Here is an 18,060-nt window from a genome sequence, read left to right as displayed (position 1 = left end):
TGCTCAGGAGAGGAAGCCGGTGGCCTCCAGCGCCTCGAGGATCTGGCCGCGCCGGTCGCGGGCCACCTCGGCGGTGACGTGCCGGGCGTCGCGCCACACCACGGCACCGTCCAGGATCGGTCGGCACGCCGGGACGTCGGGGCAGAACACCGGGTTGAGGTCGACCGTCGCCGCGTCCTCGTTGCCCAGCGCCGCCATGTCGTAGGAGGAGTCGACCAGCGGCCGGTCCAGGGGCGGGTCGACCACGCACTCGCGCTGCCGGTCGGCCCGCGCGAGGCAGTCCAGGGGGTCGAAGCCCTCGCCGTCCCACCCGCCGGTGCCCAGGATGCTGCGCAGCATCACGGCCTTGGCGCCGGCGGCGTTGACCTTGTCCACCGTCGTCTGCACCGCGTCGCGCTGGACCTCGCCGAGCGGGCCGGTGCGCCGGCCGTCGTAGTCGCGGACCTTGCCCTCCCACTCGTCGGGGTCGCTGCGGTTCAGGTTCGCCAGCACCACCACGTCGGCCTCGAGCGCCGGCAGGGTCCGGTCGTAGAAGCCGCGCCGGGCGTCGAGGCACTGCTGCTGCACGTCGGGCGCCGCGGCCGTGTTCAGCAGGCCGTCCTGCCAGGGACAGGCCGTCACGACACTGAGCGAGAGGCGGAAGCCCTGCTCCTCGGCCAGGTCCGTGAACGCCTCGGCGAGCATCCGGGCGTGGCTGTCGCCGACCACGACGACGTGCGGGCCGTCGCCCTCGACGACGGTGCAGTCCTCGGGGGCGTCCGGCGTGCACGACACGTCGGCCGGGCCCCGGTCGTTGCTCACCCGGCGCAGGTCCAGGTCGGGCACCCTGCTCTCCAGCTGGCGGTCCACCGCGGGGTCGGCCGCGGCGATCGCGGTCCCGGCACCACCGGTGCCGGCCACCAGCGACGGCCGCCGGTCGCTGCCCAGGACCGGCCCGACCACCACGAGCGCGGTGACCACGCTGACGGCCAGCCCGGCGCCGACGGCGGTCCACGGGAACGGGTCGAGCAGCCGACCGCGCCGGATCGGGGTCTCGATCAGCTGGTAGGACGCCGAGGCCAGGGCCACGGCCAGGCCCAGCCCCAGCACCGCGACCACCACAGGGCGCACGTCGAGCACCCGGGCCAGCACCAGCAGCACCGGGTAGTGCCACAGGTAGATGCCGTAGGAGATCTTGCCGAGGTAGGTCATCCACGGCAGGGCGAAGCCGCGGGCCACCAGGGAGCCGGGTGCGGTGTAGGTGCCCACCACCAGCGCCCCGGCCAGGAGGGTGGCGAGCAGGTTGCGGTGCGAGACGGTCATGTCGACCAGCTCGCTGCCCAGGACGAGGTAGCCGCCCAGGCCGGCCAGGGCCAGCACGCGACCGGCCCGCCGCCACTCCACGCCGCCCGCGGCGGCCGGCGTCGCGAACTCGCGCAGGGCCACCGCGAGGACGGCGCCCGCGAGCAGCTGGAAGAGCCGGGCGTCGGTGCCGAAGTAGGCCCGCGTCGGGTCGACCTGCGCCCAGTAGAGCTGGGAGGCGACGGAGGCGGCGATCAGGACGCCGAACCACACCAGCAGCACCCGCGGGCGGCGCGGGGCGACCTTCCACCACAGCAGGAGCAGCAGCGGGAAGACGATGTAGAACTGCTCCTCGATCGACAGCGACCAGTAGTGCAGGAACGGCGAGCTGCGCACGTCCCCGGCGAAGTAGTCGGCGCCGTCGGCCACGAACTGCCAGTTGGCCAGGTAGAGCAGGGCCGCCTGCGCCTGCCGGACCAGGGCCAGCCGCTCGGGCTGGGAGGCGACGAGCAGGAAGACCCCGGAGGTCACCACGATCGCCACGACGGCCGCCGGCAGCAGCCGTCGCACGCGGCGGGCGTAGTAGAGCCCCAGCCGCAGGCCCCCCGTGGTGTCCATCTCGCGGAGCACCACGTTGGTGACCAGGAACCCCGACAGGACGAAGAAGAGGTCCAGCACGATGAAGCTGCTCGACGCCCCGGCCACCCGGGCGTGGAAGAACACGATGACCACGACCGCGAAGGTCCGCAGCCCGTCCAGTTCGGGGCGGTAGCGGAAGCTGCTCGCAGGGCGCTCGGCGCCGGTCGTCGGGACGGAGGGGTGCGGCGCAGCTGAGGTCATCGGTCCCGAGCCTAGGGGGCCGCGGGTCACACCCGGGTCACACCACCGCGCGGTCCCGGCTCTCCCAGTACGGCGTGCGGAGGTCCCGCTTCAGGATCTTGCCGGTGGGGTTGCGCGGCAGCGCCGCGACCACGTCGACCGAGGTGGGCGACTTGAAGGTCGCCAGCGAGGCCCGGCAGTGCGCGATCAGCTCGTCGGGGGTCGCGCTCGCGCCCGGGCGCAGAGAGACGACGGCCTTGACCGTCTCGCCCCAGCGGTCGTGCGGCACGCCGATGACCGCCACCTCGGCGACGGCGGGGTGCTCGGCGAGCACCCGCTCGACCTCGGGGCTGTAGACGTTCTCGCCGCCGGTGATGATCATGTCCTTGAGGCGGTCCTCGACGAAGACGTAGCCCTCGGCGTCGACCTTGCCCAGGTCACCGGTGCGGAACCAGCCGTCCTCGGTGATCGCCGCGGCGGTCTCCTCCGGGCGCCCCAGGAAGCCCGCCATCAGCTGCGGCGTGCGCAGCCACAGCTCGCCGGGCTCCCCGACCCCGACGTCGGCGAGCGTGTCGGGCGAGACGACCCGGACCTCGACGCCCGGCAGCGGCCGGCCGGCGGAGACCAGCAGGTCGTGGCGTCCCGAGGCCATCGCCTCGCGGTGGGCCTCCGGCATCAGGTGGGTGGCCACGCCGGCGACCTCGGTCAGGCCGTAGACCTGGATGAAGTCGGTGTCCGGCCAGACCTCCATCGCCTCGCGCAGCAGCGGGAGCGGCATCGGCGCCGCGCCGTAGGTGTAGGTCGTGAGGCGGCCGAAGAGCGCCACGGCCTCGGGGCCCGACTGGAGCACCTGGGCCAGCACCGCCGGCACCAGGAAGGTGGCGGTCGCCCCGGCCATGATCGCCCCGCCGAGCGAGGCGGCGTCGGGCTCGCGGGTCATCACGCTGGGGATGCCGTCGTGGAGGCCGAAGAGGACGTACGAGGACCCGCCGACGTGGAACAGCGGCATCGCCACCATCGACTTCTGGCCCGGCCGGAACTCCCAGCCGTCGTGCGCGGCGAGCGTGTGGGCGACCATGTTGGCGTGGGTCAGCATGACCCCCTTGGGCCGCCCGGTCGTGCCGGAGGAGTACATCACCAGGCACACGTCGCCCGGCTCCACCTCGGGGTCGCGGCCGACCGGCTCGGCCGCGGCCAGCAGCGCCTCCCAGCCGTCCCCCGCGGCGCCGTCGGGCGTCACCTCGACCACGTGCTCCACGTGGGACAGCCGGTCCCGGACGGAGGCAAGGACCGGCATCAGCTCGGAGCCGACGACGAGGACCTTGGCCCGGCAGTCGTTGAGGGTGTAGTCGACCTCGTCCCCGGCCAGGCGCCAGTTCACGATCGCGTTGGCCGCGCCCAGCGACCCGGCGGCCAGCGACAGCTCGACGCAGGCCGGGTGGTTCTTGTCCAGGAACGCCACCACGTCGCCGCGACCGACGCCGAGCCCGCGCAGGGCGCCGGCGGCCCGACGGACGCGGTCGTCCCACTCCGCCCAGGTCCACGTCCGCCCGAGGTAGGTCATCGCCTCGGCGTCGGGGGTGGTCGCGGCCCAGTGGGCGAGGCGGTCGTCGGTGAAGATCGGGTGCGGTGCGTCCATGGTCGATTGTGACCGAGCCCACACGCCCCCACAAGCCGAGATGACGCTCGCGGCGCCTCGAGATGACGGTTCCGGCGCACCGCGGGGGTCGGAGGGGGTCAGACGACCTCGTGGTGACCTCGTGGTGGGGGCGCCCGGGGTCGTCCTCGGCGGGGTCGGTGAGGCGGGTCCGCATCGCCTCGAGCTGGGCGCAGACGGCGGCGCCGTAGAAGAACGCGACCGAGGCCATCAGGCTCCACAGCAGCAGCGCCACGATGCCGGCCAGGGGCCCGTAGGTGGTCCCGAACGAGCCACTGGCCTCGACGTAGATCCCGAGGGCGGCCGTCGCCCCCATGCACAGCACCACCGAGACCCCGGCGCCCAGGGCCAGCCACGACAGGGCCGGCTGACGACGGCGCGGGCTGTGGTCGAGGAGCACCGCGATGGTCAGCACGAGCAGCGCGAGGCCCGCGGGCCAGCGCAGCACGTTCCACCACAGCCGCAGCCCGTCCCCCCAGCCGTAGACCTCCGTCATCGCCTGGGCGAACGCGCCGCCGGCGACGAGGAGCAGGAAGCCGACCCCGGTCGGCACGGCGAGCAGGGCGGTCAGCACGGCGGCGCGGCCGTACTTCGCCTTCGCGGGGCGGTCCCGCCGGATGCCGTAGATGCGGTTCGTCCCCCGCTCGACCTGGGCCATCGCGGTGGTCATCGAGACCAGCGCGACGAGCAGCCCCAGCACCAGCGCGACCTCCCCGGAGGTCTCGGGCGAGGTCGCGGCCCGAGCGAGCGCGTCGCCGGCCTCGCCCCCGTGGCCGGGCGAGACGGCCTCGATGGTCTGCGCGACCACCCGGGCCGGCTTCTCGTCGTCGATGTCGGCGGCCAGGCCGGTGACGGCGAGCAGGAAGGGCACCACGGCCAGGCAGGCCTGGAGCGCCAGCGCCCGGCTGTTGGTGAACCCGTCGCCGTAGCGGAACCGGACGAACGAGTCGACCAGGATGCGGCGCAGACCGTGGCGCCGGGCGAGGTGCCAGGCGTCCTCGGCGTCGAGCTCGTCGCCGCCCATCTCGGTGGTCACCGGGACGGTGCGGGCGGTGGTCACGGCGGAACTCTGGCACACCCCCGGGGTGGCTCGAGCAGGGCGCGGGCCCAGGTTCCGGTCCGGGTTCCGGCCCCGACTCTTGGCCGACCGTCAGGTGCGTCTCAGCCTGCTCACAGGCCGACGCCCGAGAGTGGAGCCATGTCCGACCAGACCCCCACCCCCGACCGCCCCTCCGCCGACCAGCCGTCGAGCCGCCCCTCCTGGGCCGGGGACCACGAGCCGACCACCGAGCTCGGCGGCACGCCCGCGGGTGCGGGCGGACAGCCGCCGTACGGCGACCCGTACGGCCCGCCGTTCGGCTCCCCCGCCCCGGCGCCGCGGGAGCGCTCGCGCGGTCGCAAGCGCTTCGCGGCCGGTGTCCTCACCGCCGCCCTCGTGGTCGGCGGCGGCGCCGGCCTCGGCGGCGCTGCGGCGTACTCGACCTGGTTCGACGACGACGGCACGCTGAGCAGCGGCGGCGGCAGCAGCAGCGCGGTGACCACCTCGCCGGTGGTCGACACCGGCGAGGCGGACGGCAGCGAGACCGACGTCGAGCAGGTCGCCGCGGCCGTGCTGCCGTCGGTGGTCAAGCTCGACGTGGCCGGCCAGGAGGGCTCGGGCTCCGGCTCGGGCGTGATCATCTCCTCCGACGGGCGGATCCTGACCAACAACCACGTGGCCGAGGTCGCCGAGGGCGGCGGGTCGATCACGATCTCCTTCAGCGACGGCAGCACGGCCCCGGCCGAGATCGTCGGCACCGACCCGATCACCGACGTGGCGGTCGTGCAGGCCCAGGGCGTCTCCGGGCTGACCCCGGCGACGATCGGCAGCTCGGCCGACCTCAACGTGGGTGAGGACGTCGTGGCGATCGGCTCGCCCTACGGCCTGGACGCCACCGTGACCTCGGGCATCGTCAGCGCCCTCGGTCGGCCGGTCGACGTCGGCCAGGACGACGAGGGCAACGTCACCGCCTACCCGGCAGTGCAGACCGACGCCGCGATCAACCCGGGCAACTCCGGTGGCCCGCTGGTCGACTCGCAGGGCCGCGTGGTCGGCATCAACTCCTCCATCCGCACCAGCGGCAGCTCGGTGACCGGCGAGTCCTCCGGCTCGATCGGTCTCGGCTTCGCCATCCCGATCGACGACGTGCGGCCGATCGTCGACCAGATCATCGCCGGCGAGGAGCCCACGCACGCGCTGCTCGGGATCTCGGTGCAGCCGGTGCAGTCCACGACCGAGGGCGGCGCGCCCGTCGAGGCCGGCGCCCAGGTGGCCGAGGTCAACGACGGCTCGGCGGCCCAGGAGGCCGGGCTCGAGGCCGAGGACGTCGTCACCGGCATCGACGACACCCGCATCTCCGACCCGGACTCGCTGATCACCACCGTGCGCAGCTACCGCCCGGGCGACGAGGTCGAGGTGACCTACGTCCGCGGCGGCGACGAGGAGACCACCACGCTGACCCTCGGCTCGGACGGCGAGGTGGCGGCGGACTGAGGCCGGGGTCGACGCCCGGTGCGGGTCAGCGGGCGCGGACCACCCGCGCCTCGTCCCACACCGGGCCGTCGGGCTCGTAGACCTCGCCGTCCGAGCCGTAGACCAGGAACCGGTCGAAGCCACGGGCGAACCAGCGGTCGTGCGTGACCGCCAGCACCGTGCCCTCGAAGGCCCGCAGGCCCGTCTCCAGCGCCTCGGCCGACTGGACGTCGAGGTTGTCGGTGGGCTCGTCGAGCAGCAGCAGCGTCGCGCCGGACAGCTCCAGCAGCAGGATCTGGAAGCGGGCCTGCTGCCCGCCCGAGAGCTGCTCGAAGCGCTGCTCCCCGGCGTGGGCGAGCTCGTAGCGGTCCAGCACGCGGGCGGCCTGCTCGCGGCCCATCCCCGCCCGGCCACCGCCGTCGGGACCGCGCTCGCCGCGGTGCAGCACCTCGAGCAGGGTGCGGCCCCGCAGCTCGGGGTGCTCGTGGGTCTGCACGAAACACCCGGGGCGCACCCGCGCGCCGAGCCGGACGCGACCGGTGTGCGGGACCGGTTCCACCGGCTTCTCCTCGACCGGGCGGTGCTCCACGTCGGGGTCGCTGCCCCCGGCCGCCAGCAGCCGCAGGAAGTGCGACTTGCCGGAGCCGTTGGAGCCCAGCACGGCGACCCGCTCGCCGTACCAGACCTCGAGGTCGAAGGGCTTCATCAGCCCGGTCAGCCCGAGCTGCTCGCAGACGACCGCGCGCTTGCCGGTACGCCCGCCGGTCAGCCGCATGGTCACCTGCTGCTCGCGCGGCTGCTCGGTCGGCGGGCCGGCCTCCTCGAACTTGCGCAGCCGGGTCTGCGCGGCCTTGTACTGCGCGGCCAGGCCGTCGTTGAACTCCGACTTCACCCGGTAGCGCAGGACCAGGGCGACCAGCTTGGCGTGCTCCTCGTCCCAGCGCCGGCGCAGCTCCTCGAAGCGCGCGAACCGGTCGCGGCGCGCGTCGTGGTACGACCCGAAGCCGCCCGGGTGGGTCCACACGGTGTTGCCCGCCGCGCCCAGCTCGACGGTGACCACGCGGGTGGCGGTGTTGGCCAGCAGCTCACGGTCGTGGCTGACGAACAGGATCGTCTTGGCCGAGTCGCGGATCCGCCCCTCGAGCCAGGTCTTGCCCGGCACGTCGAGGAAGTTGTCCGGCTCGTCGAGCAGGAGCACCTCGTCGGGCCCGGCCAGGAGGTACTCCAGCACCAGGCGCTTCTGCTCCCCGCCCGACAGTGTCCGCAGCTCGCGGTGACGCACCCGGTCGTAGGGCACCCCGAGCGCCCGCACGGTGCAGACGTCCCACGTGACCTCGACGTCGTAGCCGCCGGCGTCGGCGTAGTCGCCCAGCGCGGCGGCGTAGCGCAGCTGCGTGGGCTCGTCGTCGGTGTCCATCAGCGCCCGCTCGCAGGTGTCGACGGCCGCGGCGGCCGCCCGCACCCGCGGCGGCGCCACCGACAGCAGCAGGTCGGCCACGGTCGGCTCGCCGTCGGGCGTGCCCGGGCGGCCGAGGCCGGCCGCCACCATCTGGCGCATCACGCCGAGGCCGCCGGTGCGGGTCACCGCGCCGCCGTGCGGCTCCAGCTCGCCGGTGACGATGCGCAGCAGCGTCGTCTTGCCGGCCCCGTTCGCGCCGACCAGGGCCACCTTCGCCCCGTCGCCGACCCGGAACGAGACGTCGTCGAGCAGCACCCTCCCGTCGGGCAGCTCGTAGCGCACTCCACTGACCTCGACGTGTCCCACGGGAGCATCCTCCCCTGCCACCCGCCACCGGCGCAGGTCGGTTTCGCCCTCGCGGCGGACGCGGGCCTCTTGTAGGGTCCGGGCCCCTGACCGACTGACACGCCCCAGGCCCTCGGGAGGCCCCGTGCCGTCCTCGTCCACACCCTCCGACCCCCACGGCTCCGGCCCGTCCGGCACCACCACCGACGACCGCCCCGCACCCCGCTGGCACCTCGTGGGCCCCGGCCTCGTCGTCGCCGCCACCGGGGTCGGCGGCGCCGACCTCGTCGCCACCCTGTTGGCGGGGAGCAGGTACGGCTACGCCCTGCTGTGGACCGCGGTCCTCGGCTGCGTACTCAAGGTCGTCCTCGTCGAGGGCGCCGGCCGCTGGTCCCTGGCCACCCGCAGCACGATCTACGAGGGCTGGTCGAGCCTGGGCCGCTGGACCCACTGGTACTTCGGGCCCTACATCGTCATCTGGGGCTTCGTCTACGGCGCCGCCGCGATGGCCGGCACCGGCCTGGCCCTCTACTCGCTGCTCGGCGGCCTGTCCGTGGCGTGGTGGGGCGTCGTGTCGGGCCTGCTCGGCGCGGGGCTGGTGCTGCTCGGGCGCTACTCGGTCTTCGAGAAGGTCTGCAGCGTCCTGGTGCTGCTGATGTTCGTCTCGATGGTCGGCGCCGCCGCGCTCACGGTCCCGAACCTGCCCGACATGGCCGGCGGCCTCGTCCCGGTCGTGCCCGACGGCGGCCTGGTCTACGTCCTGGGCGTGGCCGGCGGCGTGGGCGGCACGATCACGCTCGCCGCCTACGGCTACTGGCTGCGCGAGAAGGGCTGGGACAGCCCGCGCCACATGCGGGTCATGCGGATCGACAACGCCATGGCGTACGCGATCACCGGCGTCTTCGTGGTCTCCACCCTGATCGTCGGGGCCGAGCTGCTCTACTCCGCCGGGATCGCGGTCAGCTCCGGCGACCAGGGCCTGCTCGACCTGTCCGACGTGCTGGCCGACCGCTACGGCACCGCGGCCGGCACCGTCTTCCTGGTCGGCTTCTGGGCCGCGGCGATGTCGTCGCTGGTCGGGGTCTGGAACGGCGTCAGCCTGATGTTCGCCGACTTCGTCGGTCACGTCTCGGGCGGCGACCCGGACGAGCCGCGCTACCGCCTCGGCGGGCGGTGGTACACCGCGTACGTCCTGTGGCTGACGCTGCCGCCGGTCCCGATGCTGTTCCTCGGCGAGCCGGTCTACCTGATCCTGGCCTACGGCGTGCTCGGCGCGTTCTTCATGCCGTTCCTCTCGGTGACGCTGCTGTGGCTGCTCAACACCGACCGGGTGCCGCGCCAGTGGCGCAACAAGCCGCCCTCCAACGTCGCCCTCGTGGTGTGCACGGTCGTCTTCGCCTGGTTGGCCGTCACCCAGGTCTACGACGCCGTCGCCGGGGTGTTCTGACGGGTCGGACGGGCGCGGCGCCCGACAAGGACTGGGCGGGGTTACCGACGCGTAGGTTCGCGCGTCATGATGGACTCGGACGTCGGGTACGACGCCCGACCGGCGGCCGCAGGCGGCCGCCCACCGACGCGAGCAGGAGGCGAGCGATGCAGCTCGAGCTGTCCGAGGAGGACCGCGCGTTCCGCGAGGAGATGCGCGACTTCTTCACCACCAAGGTGCCCGAGGAGATCCGCGACGCCGTCAAGGAGGGCCGCGAGCTCTCCAAGGACCAGATCGTCGCGAGCCAGCAGGCGCTGAACGCCGCCGGCCTCGCCGTCCCCCACTGGCCCGAGCAGTACGGCGGCCGCGGCTGGTCCGACCTGCGTCGCCACCTGTGGAACGAGGAGATGCAGCGCGCCTTCGTGCCGGCGCCGCTGGCGTTCAACACCTCGATGATCGGCCCGGTGCTCGCGCAGTTCGGCAGCGAGGAGCTCAAGGAGCGCTTCATGGCGCCCACCGCGAACCTCGACGTCTGGTGGAGCCAGGGCTTCTCCGAGCCAGACGCCGGCTCCGACCTGGCCAGCCTGCGCACGACCGCGGTCCGCGACGGCGACGACTGGGTCGTCAACGGCCAGAAGACCTGGACCACGCTCGGCCAGTACGGCGACTGGATCTTCACCCTGGTGCGCACCAACCCGGACGTCAAGAAGCAGGCCGGCATCTCGATGCTGCTCATCGACATGACCTCGCCGGGCCTCGAGGTGCGCCCGATCGAGCTGATCGACGGCGGCCACGAGGTCAACGAGGTCTGGTTCTCCGACGTCCGCGTCCCCGGCGCCAACCTCGTCGGCGAGGTCGACGGCGGCTGGACGATCGCGAAGTTCCTGCTCGGCAACGAGCGCGTCGGCGTGGCCCCGGTGGCGGCGACGAAGCGGAACCTGGCCCTGGCCAAGGAGCGGTACGCCGACCGGATCACCGCCGACCCGCTGCTCGCCGCCCGCGTGGCCGAGCTCGAGAACGAGCTGCTCGCCCTCGAGCTGACCGCGCTGCGCGTGGTTGCCCACTCCGAGGGCGGCGAGCCGCACCCGGCCAGCTCGGTGCTGAAGCTCAAGGGCACCGAGCTGCAGCAGGCCGTCAGCGAGCTCGCCGTCGACCTCGCCGGCCCGGCCTCCCTGGCCTCCGGCGCGGACGAGGGGTCCGCGCTCCCCGGCTTCGCCCGCCGGGCGACGCCGACCTACCTGAACCTGCGCAAGGCCTCCATCTACGGCGGCTCCAACGAGGTCCAGCGTCAGATCATCAGCAAGACGATCCTCGGGCTCTGAGGGGGACGGGACAGACATGGACTTCACCTACGACGACGAGCAGGTCGCCCTGCGCGACGCGGTGCGCGGCCTGGTCGGCAAGACGTACTCCGACCACGAGCACCGCCGCCAGACGGTCAACGAGGACCCCGGCTTCGACGAGAAGCAGTGGGCGCGGATGGCCGAGATGGGCATCCTCGGGCTGCCGTTCGCCGAGTCCGACGGCGGCGTCGGCGCCGGACCGGTCGAGATCGGCATCGTGGCCCAGGAGCTGGGACGCGTCATCGCGCCCGAGCCGTTCCTGGCCTGCGTGGTCCTGGCCGGCGGCCTGGTCTCCGCGGCCGGGTCGGCCGAGCAGCGCGAGGAGATCCTCGGCGCGGTCGCCGAGGGCGAGCGCGTGCTCGCCCTGGCCCACGACGAGCCCGGCCGCGGCTGGGTCCCGACCGCCTCGGCGGTCACGGCCACCGAGCAGGGCGGGGCCTGGACGCTCGAGGGCGTCAAGGAGCCGGTCGTGCAGGGTGCCCGCGCGGACACCCTCGTGGTGACCGCGGCGCTGCCCGACGGCGGCACCGGCCTCTTCCTGGTCGACGGCGACGCCGCCGACCTGCAGCGCAGCTCCTACCGGACCTACGACGGCGGCCGCGCGGCGAAGGTCACCTTCTCCGGCACGTCGGCCACGCCCTTGGGCGAGGTCGCCGACCGCGAGTCCACCGTGGCCACCATCCTCGACGTCGGCCGCATCACCGCCGCCAACGAGGCGCTGGGGTCGATGGAGACCGCGCTGCGGCTCACCACCGACTACCTCAAGAGCCGCAAGCAGTTCGGCGTCACGCTGAACACCTTCCAGGCGCTCACGTTCCGCGCCGCGGACATGTACGTCTCGCTCGAGCTGGCCAGCTCGATGGTGCAGTGGGCGACGATGGTGCTGATGAGCGGCGACGCGCAGGCGGCCTCCGACGCCGCCCGCCGTACCTCCCTGCAGGTCTCGCGGGCCGCGCGCCACGTCGGCCAGGAGGCCATCCAGCTGCACGGCGGCATCGGCGTCACCGCCGAGTACGCCGTGGGCAACCACGTCGCCCGGCTCACCGCGCTGGACCACCTGCTCGGCGACGGCACGCACCACCTCGGCGAGCTGGTCGGCCGGATCGGCGACCACGAGGGCGTCGACCCGCTGCACTGACCCGCGCGACCAGGTCGTGTGCCTGAGGACGGTCCCCGGACCGCTCTCAGGCACACGACCCCGGGGGCCCGCGGGTCAGACGAGGGCGGCGGCCGAGGCCCCGCTGGTCGCGGTCGACGGGGCCGGGTCGAGCATCGCGGCCAGCTCGTCCTCGAAGCAGGCCAGCAGCCGTCGGGGGTCGGGCACGACCGCCGCGTCGGTCTTGAAGCCGACGTGGACGGACCCGGCGTAGGTGAAGATGCAGGTGCCCACGGCCTGCTCGCCCGAGCCCGGCACCCACCCCAGCAGACCGCCGATCCGGGTGCCCGCGAGGTAGCGGTGCTCCGGCGGGCCGGGCACGTTCGTGGTCACGCCGACGGCCTTGGCCGCGAAGAAGCGGACCAGCCCCCGGCCCACGGACTCCCCCAGCAGCCCGATCACGTGCAGCAGCGCGAAGGTCAGCACCGGCTCGGGCGACCTCTTGATCGCCCCCATCCGTCGCTGCACCTCCTGCAGCCGCGCCCCGGCCTCCGGGGTCCCCGACGGCAGCCGCAGCAGCACCAGCGCGAAGCGGTTGCCCAGCCGCCGCGGCAGCGGCTTGTCGAGCGGGCGGAGGTTGACCGGGATCATCGTGGTCATGTCCCTCGGCACCGCGTGGTGATGGGTCTGGTAGCGGTGCAGGGCACCGGCGAGCGCCGCGGCGAGCACGTCGTTGACCGTCGCGCCCGTGCGGCGGGCGAGGGCCTTGACGCGGTCCAGCGGCACCGGCTCGCACCACACCACGGCCTTGCCGGGGGTGACCTGCCCGGTGAGCCGGGTCGGCGGGGTGCGGCTCAGCAGCAGCTTGGCCAGCACCGCCGGCGTACGCACGGTGGCCGCGGCCGCCGCACGGGCCCTGACCGACCGACCGGACGTCGGCCGGCTGGGGCGGGGAGCGGCGGCCACCGAGGTCGCGGCGGGGCCGGCGTCCACGGGTGCGTCGGGACCGGCGTCGGTCAGCGAGAGCAGGACGCGCGTCAGCGCGATCCCGTCGGCCAGGACGTGGTGGAGGCGCGCGTAGAGGATCGTGCCGTCGGGGTGCCCCTCGAGGACCTGCACCTCCCACGGCGAGCGGCCCGGGTCCAGCGGCTGCCCGAGGTGACGACCGACGTGCTCCTGGACCTCCTCGTCACCGGCGCCCGGGGGCAGCCGGACCTCGACCAGGTGGTCGTCGAGGCGGAAGTCGTCGATCGCGGTCCACCGCGGCAGGCCACCGGGGACGCGGGACCGGGCCGGTCGGCGCCGGAAGACCGGGAACCGGTCGACGACGCGCTCCTGCAGGACCAGGGCCAGGCGCGCACGGTCCAGGTGGCCCTCGAGCCGGACCAGGCACTCGATCACCATCAGGTTCTCGGGGCGGTCGGTGCGCCACCAGATCGAGTCGACGGGGTTGAGCGGGAAGGCGGTCACACCACAGCGTCCCAGGTCGTGGACCACCCTCCCGCGTCCCAGGTCGCCCCGGACGCTCAGGTCGGCGCAGACCCGACCATCCGCAGCACCAGCTCCCGGTAGTGCGCGGCGAGGGCGTCGGGGTCCCAGCCGCGGGCGTCGTCGAACCACCGGGCCAGGTCGATGCCCAGCGACAGCAGGGCGGCCGCGGTCATCCGGGCGTCGCCCGCGGCGAACACGCCGGCTCTCGCACCGTCCTCGAGGACGGACACGACCTGGGCGCTGATCGCACGGCGCAGCTCCTCCACCTCCGCGCGGTGCGCGGGCTCGAGCGCCTCGAGCTCGTAGTTGAGGATCCGCGCGGTGGTGTGCGCGCGGGCGTGGTGGCGCACGAAGTCGGCGGCCACCCGCCCGAGCCGCTCCCGGTGGTCGTCGGTGCCCTCGGCCGCCTGCGTGACCAGGTCCAGCGTGCGCTGGTGGCCGGCGCGCGAGATCTCGTAGAGCAGCTCCTCCTTGGAGCGGTGGTGCACGTAGAGCGCCGCCGGCGACATCCCGGCCGCGGCGGCGATGTCGCGGGTCGTCGTGCCGTGGAAGCCTCGCTCGGCGAACGCCGTCACCGCCGCGTCGAGCAGCCGCGCCCGGGCGTCCGCGGCGCGCGAGGAGCCCGTCGGGGCGGGTTGACGGGACGTGGTCACGCGATCCAGAGTAAGCAAGCGCTTAGTCACTCGGCAACGACCCACCACCATCCACCACCTGGGAGGCGCCCATGCAGGGCCTGGACGGCACCGCCGCGATCGTCACCGGAGCCAGCCGCGGGATCGGGCTGGCCATCGCGCAGCGCCTGGTCGCCGAGGGCTCCCGGGTGACGCTGACCGCCCGCAAGCCCGAGGCGCTCACCGCCGCGGTCGAGCAGATCACCGCCGAGCACGGCGAGGGCCGCGCGATCGCCGTGGCCGGCAACGCCGGCGACGCCGACCACCGCCGCGAGGCCGTGGCCGCCACCCTCGAGGCGTTCGGCAGCGTCGACCTGCTGGTCAACAACACCGGCATCAACCCGACCTACGGCCCGCTGATGGACCTCGACCTCGACGCCGCCCGCAAGACCGTCGACGTCAACGGCGTCGCCGCGCTGGCCTGGGTCCAGGAGTGCCACCGGGCGTGGATGGGCGAGCACGGCGGGGCCGTGGTCAACGTGGCCTCCCTCGCCGGCGTGAAGCCCGCCCCGGGCATCTCCTGGTACGGCGCGACGAAGGCGCTGCTCATCCACCTGACCCGCGACCTCGCCGTCGAGCTCGGCCCGGGCATCCGGGTCAACGCGGTCGCGCCCGCGGTCGTCAAGACCCGCTTCGCCGAGGCGCTCTACGAGGGCCGCGAGGAGCAGGTCTCCGCGGCGTACCCGCTGAAGCGGCTCGGCGAGACCACCGACGTGGCCAGCGCCGTGGCGTTCCTGCTCTCCGACGAGGCCTCCTGGGTGACCGGCCAGTGCCTGACCCTCGACGGCGGCGTCAGCCAGACCGGCGGCGTGTGATGGCCACCGCCCCCGAGGTCCTCGAGGGCCGCGGCGTCGTCGTGACCGGCGCCGGCCGCGGGATCGGGCGCGCCCTGGCCGCCCGGGCCGTGCGCGAGGGCGCCCGCGTCGTGGTGAACGACCTCGACGCCGACGCGTGCCGCGAGACCGCCGAGGCCCTGGGCGCCACCGCGCTGCCCGGCGACTGCGCCTCGGTCGAGGGCGTCGACGCACTGGTCGAGGCGGCCACGGCCGAGCTCGGCCGGGTCGACGTCTGGTTCGCCAACGCCGGCATCGACGGCGCCCTCGGGGCGGCCGCCGGCTCGGGGTCGAGCCTGGACACCAGCGAGGAGGTCTGGGCGCAGGTCCACGACGTCAACGTGATGGCCCACGTCCGCACCGCCCGTGCCCTGGTCCCCCGCTGGCTCGAGGACACCGGGGACGGCGCGGGCGGCCGGCTCGTCGTCACCGCCTCCGCCGCGGGCCTGCTCACCATGATCGGCAGCGCGCCGTACTCGGTGACCAAGCACGCCGCCGTGGCGTTCGCGGAGTGGCTCTCGATCACCTACGGCGACCGCGGCGTGGCCGTCCAGGCGATCTGCCCGCAGGGCGTGGCCACCCGGATGCTCGAGGAGTCCGGGCCGCTGCAGGCCCTGCTCTCGCGCGACGCCGCGCTCGAGCCCGACGACGTCGCGCAGGCCTGGGTCGACTCCCTGGCCGACGACCGCTTCCTGGTCCTGCCCCACCCGCAGGTGGCCGACTACTACGTCGCCCGCGCCACCGACACCGACCGCTGGCTGGCGGGCATGCGCCGCCTGCAGGCCCGCGCCCTGGGAGAACGATGACCGACGACACGACCGACCAGCTCACCACCGACCTCCGCGGGCTCGACCTCGCCGCCTTCCACCGCTGGTACGACGGCGAGCGCCCCGGCGACCTCGGCGCCGACCTGCGCGGGCGCTTCCTGGCCGGCGGCAAGTCCAACCTGACCTACGAGGTCACCGACGGCACGACCACCCGCGTCGTGCGTCGCCCGCCGCTCGGTCACGTCCAGGCCACCGCGCACGACATGGGCCGCGAGCACACCGTGATGAGCGCCCTGGCCGGCACCGCCGTCCCGGTCCCGCAGACCTACGCGATGTGCCGCGACACCGACGTGCTCGGCGCCGAGTTCTACGTGATGGAGCTGGTGCGCGGCACGCCGTACCGCACCGCCGACCAGCTGGCCGAGATCGGCCCCGAGGCCACCGGCCGCCTGGCCGGCGCGATGGTCGACGTGCTCGCGGCGCTCCACCAGGTCGACCCGGCCTCCGTCGGGCTCGAGGAGCTCGGACGCCCGCAGGGGTTCCTCGAGCGCCAGGTGCGCCGCTGGGCGCGTCAGCTCGAGGGCTCCTCCAGCCGGGAGCTGCCCGACGCCGAGACCCTCGTGACCCGCCTGCGCGAGCACGTCCCGGCCGGTGACGCCGAGGCCGTCCGGGCGGGGATCGTGCACGGCGACTACCGCCTCGACAACCTGCTCGCCGACCCCGCCCGGGTCGGCTCGGAGGTGCTGGCCGTCGTCGACTGGGAGATGGCCACCCTCGGCGACCCGCTGACCGACGTCGCCCTGCTGTTGGTCTACGACCGGCTCTCGACGATCACCGGCGGCGCCGCGGTCGCCGACGCCTCGCGCGCCCCGGGCTACCCCGGGCCCGACGCGATCCTCGAGCGGTACGCCGCCGGCGGGGGCCTCGCGCTCGACACCCTCGACTTCCACCTCGGGCTGGCCTACTTCAAGCTCGCCGCGATCCTCGAGGGCATCCACTTCCGCCACCAGCAGGGCCAGACGGTCGGCGCGGGCTTCGACGGCGTCGGCGAGGCCGTCCCGACGCTGCTCGCGGCCGGCCTCGACGCCACTCGCTCGCTGGTCTGACCCCGCGCCCCCACCCGCACCCGCACCCCGACGAGGGAGACCCATGGACTTCGAGCTCGACTCCACCACCCAGGACCTGCAGGAGCGGCTCTGGGACTTCGTGACCACGCACGTCGTCCCCGCCGAGCAGGTCTTCCACGAGCAGCTCGGCACCGGCGAGGAGCGCTGGGCCTGGTCCCGCACGCCGGTGGTGGCCGAGCTGCGCGCCGAGGCCCGCTCGCGCGGGCTGTGGAACCTGTTCCTGCCGAAGGAGCACGGCGAGCTCGGTGCCGGCCTGACCAACCTGCAGTACGCCCCGCTGGCCGAGATCACCGGCCACCACGGCACCCTCGCCCCGGCCGCGCTGAACTGCGCGGCGCCGGACACCGGCAACATGGAGGTGCTGGCGATGTTCGGCACCCCCGAGCAGCAGGAGCGCTGGCTCCGCCCCCTGCTCGACGGCGAGATCCGGTCGTCGTTCGCGATGACCGAGCCCGACGTGGCGTCCTCGGACGCCACCAACATCTCCACCTCGATCGTGCGCGACGGCGACGAGTACGTCATCAACGGTCGCAAGTGGTGGATCACCGGGGCGATGAACCCCGACGCCGAGATCATGATCGTGATGGGCAAGACCGACCCCGACGCCGCGCGGCACCGCCAGCAGAGCCAGGTCCTGGTCCCCCGCGACACCCCCGGGCTGACCGTGGTCCGCCCGATGCACGTGCTCGGCTACGACGACCACGAGCACGGCGGGCACGCCGAGCTGCGCTTCGACGACGTACGCGTCCCGGTCTCGAACCTGATCGGCGGCGAGGGCGAGGGCTTCGCGATCGCCCAGGCCCGCCTCGGCCCCGGCCGGATCCACCACTGCATGCGCTCGATCGGTGTGGCCGAGCGGGCGATCACGCTGATGTGCCAGCGCGTCGACAGCCGGGTCGCCTTCGGTCGGACGCTGTCCCAGCAGGGCGTGATCCGCGAGTGGATCGCCGAGTCGCGGGTACGCATCGAGCAGCTGCGCCTGCTGGTGCTCAAGACCGCGTGGCTGATGGACACCGTCGGCAACCGCGGGGCGCACTCCGAGATCCAGGCCATCAAGATCGCCACCCCGGCCACCGTGGAGTGGATCCTGGACAAGGCCATCCAGGCGCACGGTGCGGGGGGCCTGTCGCAGGACTTCCCGCTGGCCGAGCAGATGGCCGGGATCCGTACGCTCCGCTTCGCCGACGGGCCCGACGAGGTGCACCGCAACTCCCTGGCCAAGGCCGAGATCGCGCGCCAGGTCGCGACGCTGTCGTGACCCCGCCCGGCCCACGCCGGACACCCCACCAGGAC

Annotated in this window: 13 protein-coding genes and 1 pseudogene; 8 read left to right on the top strand and 6 right to left on the bottom strand. The window is 74.1% G+C overall.

The window, feature by feature from the left end; all coding sequences use genetic code 11:
* Positions 1 to 3: 3 nt before the first annotated feature.
* From GV155_RS04110 to GV155_RS21090, 3 genes and pseudogenes are all read right to left on the bottom strand, one after another.
* A complete protein-coding gene (locus GV155_RS04110; RefSeq protein ID WP_160005489.1) occupies positions 4 to 2,121 on the bottom strand; it encodes an acyltransferase family protein in 2,118 nt (705 codons plus the stop codon).
* A 37-nt stretch (positions 2,122 to 2,158) separates the two neighbouring features.
* Positions 2,159 to 3,739 carry a long-chain-fatty-acid--CoA ligase gene (locus GV155_RS04105; RefSeq protein ID WP_160005487.1) on the bottom strand — a complete coding sequence of 527 codons (1,581 nt, stop codon included), beginning with the start codon at positions 3,737 to 3,739 and terminating at the stop codon, positions 2,159 to 2,161.
* Between the two features lie 235 nt (positions 3,740 to 3,974).
* Positions 3,975 to 4,781 (bottom strand): annotated as a pseudogene (locus GV155_RS21090) (YihY/virulence factor BrkB family protein); the annotation flags it as partial.
* Between the two features lie 174 nt (positions 4,782 to 4,955).
* On the opposite strand from GV155_RS21090, the gene GV155_RS04095 reads away from it, so the two are divergent.
* Positions 4,956 to 6,290 carry a S1C family serine protease gene (locus GV155_RS04095; protein ID WP_160005485.1) on the top strand — a complete coding sequence of 445 codons (1,335 nt, stop codon included), beginning with the start codon at positions 4,956 to 4,958 and terminating at the stop codon, positions 6,288 to 6,290.
* Between the two features lie 25 nt (positions 6,291 to 6,315).
* On the opposite strand, the gene GV155_RS04090 is transcribed toward GV155_RS04095, so the two are convergent.
* Positions 6,316 to 8,034: an ABC-F family ATP-binding cassette domain-containing protein gene (locus GV155_RS04090; protein ID WP_160005483.1), complete on the bottom strand. Its 1,719-nt coding sequence runs from the start codon at positions 8,032 to 8,034 to the stop codon at positions 6,316 to 6,318.
* Positions 8,035 to 8,158: 124 nt separating this feature from the next.
* Here GV155_RS04090 and GV155_RS04085 point away from each other — a divergent pair, with 124 nt between their 5' ends.
* From GV155_RS04085 to GV155_RS04075, 3 genes are all read left to right on the top strand, one after another.
* Complete coding sequence (locus tag GV155_RS04085; RefSeq protein ID WP_201300047.1) at positions 8,159 to 9,460, top strand: Nramp family divalent metal transporter; 1,302 nt, start codon at positions 8,159 to 8,161, stop codon at positions 9,458 to 9,460.
* Positions 9,461 to 9,606: 146 nt separating this feature from the next.
* Positions 9,607 to 10,761, top strand: a complete 1,155-nt coding sequence (locus GV155_RS04080) for an acyl-CoA dehydrogenase family protein (protein WP_160005481.1) — start codon at positions 9,607 to 9,609, stop codon at positions 10,759 to 10,761.
* A gap of 16 nt (positions 10,762 to 10,777) precedes the next feature.
* Positions 10,778 to 11,920: an acyl-CoA dehydrogenase family protein gene (locus GV155_RS04075; RefSeq protein ID WP_160005479.1), complete on the top strand. Its 1,143-nt coding sequence runs from the start codon at positions 10,778 to 10,780 to the stop codon at positions 11,918 to 11,920.
* Between the two features lie 75 nt (positions 11,921 to 11,995).
* On the opposite strand, the gene GV155_RS04070 is transcribed toward GV155_RS04075, so the two are convergent.
* Together GV155_RS04070 and GV155_RS04065 are read right to left on the bottom strand one after the other, a co-directional pair.
* Entirely contained in the window at positions 11,996 to 13,348 is a 1,353-nt protein-coding gene (locus GV155_RS04070; protein ID WP_160005477.1) for a WS/DGAT domain-containing protein, read from the bottom strand.
* A 56-nt stretch (positions 13,349 to 13,404) separates the two neighbouring features.
* Positions 13,405 to 14,022 carry a TetR/AcrR family transcriptional regulator gene (locus GV155_RS04065; RefSeq protein ID WP_236553948.1) on the bottom strand — a complete coding sequence of 206 codons (618 nt, stop codon included), beginning with the start codon at positions 14,020 to 14,022 and terminating at the stop codon, positions 13,405 to 13,407.
* A 71-nt stretch (positions 14,023 to 14,093) separates the two neighbouring features.
* On the opposite strand from GV155_RS04065, the gene GV155_RS04060 reads away from it, so the two are divergent.
* Genes GV155_RS04060 through GV155_RS04045 form a run of 4 tightly spaced genes read left to right on the top strand, consistent with a single transcriptional unit; the run spans position 14,094 to position 18,025 of the window.
* Entirely contained in the window at positions 14,094 to 14,855 is a 762-nt protein-coding gene (locus GV155_RS04060; protein ID WP_160005473.1) for an SDR family oxidoreductase, read from the top strand.
* Positions 14,855 to 15,679 (top strand): SDR family NAD(P)-dependent oxidoreductase, encoded by an 825-nt coding sequence (locus GV155_RS04055; protein WP_160005471.1) that lies wholly within the window; start codon positions 14,855 to 14,857, stop codon positions 15,677 to 15,679. Before GV155_RS04060 ends, GV155_RS04055 begins: the two co-directional genes overlap by 1 nt.
* Positions 15,676 to 16,746 carry a phosphotransferase family protein gene (locus tag GV155_RS04050; RefSeq protein WP_201300046.1) on the top strand — a complete coding sequence of 357 codons (1,071 nt, stop codon included), beginning with the start codon at positions 15,676 to 15,678 and terminating at the stop codon, positions 16,744 to 16,746. The genes GV155_RS04055 and GV155_RS04050 overlap by 4 nt, the downstream gene beginning before the upstream one ends.
* 43 nt (positions 16,747 to 16,789) lie before the next feature.
* Positions 16,790 to 18,025, top strand: coding sequence for an acyl-CoA dehydrogenase family protein (locus GV155_RS04045; protein ID WP_160005469.1), 1,236 nt, complete (start codon positions 16,790 to 16,792; stop codon positions 18,023 to 18,025).
* The last annotated feature ends 35 nt before the right edge of the window (positions 18,026 to 18,060 follow it).

This window comes from Nocardioides sp. AX2bis (assembly GCF_902506435.1).
In the GTDB taxonomy this organism is placed as follows: Bacteria; Actinomycetota; Actinomycetes; order Propionibacteriales; family Nocardioidaceae; genus Nocardioides.
The sequence above is the reverse complement of the archived record's forward strand: the minus strand, read 5'-3'. Positions and strand labels throughout refer to the sequence as shown.